1 protein-coding gene and 1 pseudogene are annotated in these 1418 nt (G+C 66.6%); one reads left to right on the top strand and one right to left on the bottom strand.

The features are described from left to right. The coding region (locus tag EN742_RS34965; RefSeq protein ID WP_128333881.1) for an aldehyde dehydrogenase family protein at positions 1–149 on the top strand (149 nt) is incomplete at its 5' end. 132 nt (positions 150–281) lie between these two features. On the opposite strand, the pseudogene EN742_RS34960 reads toward EN742_RS34965, so the two are convergent. After that, a pseudogene (locus EN742_RS34960) lies at positions 282–1382 on the bottom strand (aldehyde dehydrogenase family protein); the annotation flags it as partial. Positions 1383–1418: the final 36 nt, after the last annotated feature.

Genomic DNA, 1418 nt, shown 5'->3' with positions numbered 1-1418 from the left:
CCGGCGTCGTCCACGTCAACACCTATGGCGGCGCCGACATCACCGTGCCGCTCGGCGGCTTCAAGCAGTCCGGCTTCGGCCGCGACAAGTCGCTCCACGCCATCGAGAAATACACCGACCTGAAGACTGCCTGGATCAATCTCGGCTGATCTTCCGGGCTCCTGCGGAAGAAATGGGCGGGGCGATCATCGATACGGTCGCCGGCTATTGGCGCTGCCGCTGTCTAGCCGCTGCGCACCGGCGCGCGGCACGCCGCGCGCTTGTTGCCGACAAATAGTCCGTCAGGCATAGCGCATGATGGCGGTCTTGGTCTCGAGGTAACTCTCGATTGCCGCGCGGCCGTGCTCGCGACCGAAGCCGGACTGCTTGAAGCCGCCGAAGGGGGCGGCCGGGTCGAGCGTGTTGTGCGAGTTGACCCACACCGTGCCGGCTTTCAGGCCGTGGACCGCGGTCATTGCCTTGCCCATGTCGCGGGTCCAGATCGAAGCCGACAGGCCGTAGCGCGTGTCGTTGGCGATGCGGATCGCCTCGTCGAGATCGGCAACAGGCATTGCCGCCACAACCGGGCCGAACACCTCCTCGCGCACGATCTCCATATCGGGCCGCACATGGTGCAGAATGGTCGGTGCCACATAATGGCCCCTGGCCGGCACCGGCCGCGCGCCGCTGACGCGTTCGGCGCCGGCCGCCAGGCTGCGCTCGACGAAACCCTGCACGCTGTTGCGGTGCTTGGCCGAGACCAGCGGATTGATCTGCGCGTCGGCATCGCGGCCGGCGCCCAGCGTCATGCCGTCGGCGATCTCGGCCAGCCGCGACAACGTGCGGTCGTAGATCGACTTTTCGATCAGCAGCCTCGACGCCGAGGTGCAGACCTGGCCCTGGTTGAAGAACATGCCAAGTCCGGCGAGCAGGGGCTCGATGTCGTCCTCCATGTCGGCAAGCAGGATCATCGGCGACTTCGAGCCGAGCTCCAGGGTGAAGCGCGCGACTCGATCGACCGCGGCATGGCCGACACGCTTACCGATCTCCGTCGAGCCGGTGAAAGTCAGCTTGTCGATCCCAGGATGACGGATCAGCGCCTCGCCGGTCACAGCGCCGCTGCCGGTGACGATGTTGACGACGCCGGGCGGGAAGCCCGCCGTCTCGATCAGCTCGGCGAGTCGCAGTAGGCCGAGCGGTGTTTCCCGCGGCGGCTTGAGCACGATCGTGCAGCCGCAGGCCAGCGCCGGCGCGATCTTCCACATGCCGATCAGCAGCGGAAAGTTCCACGGCACTATGGCGCCGACGACGCCGACCGGCTCCATCACCGTCATCGCGTGATGCTTGGCTCCGGGCGGCACCGGAATGGAGACCTGGAAGGTCGAGCCTTCGATCTTGGTCGCCCAGCCGGCATATCAGGATCTTGATCGGGTCCGGAT

The sequence above is a fragment of the Mesorhizobium sp. M4A.F.Ca.ET.020.02.1.1 genome, from assembly GCF_004022645.1.
Lineage (GTDB): Bacteria > Pseudomonadota > Alphaproteobacteria > Rhizobiales > Rhizobiaceae > Mesorhizobium.
This window is presented reverse-complemented; position numbering and strand designations above follow the sequence as displayed.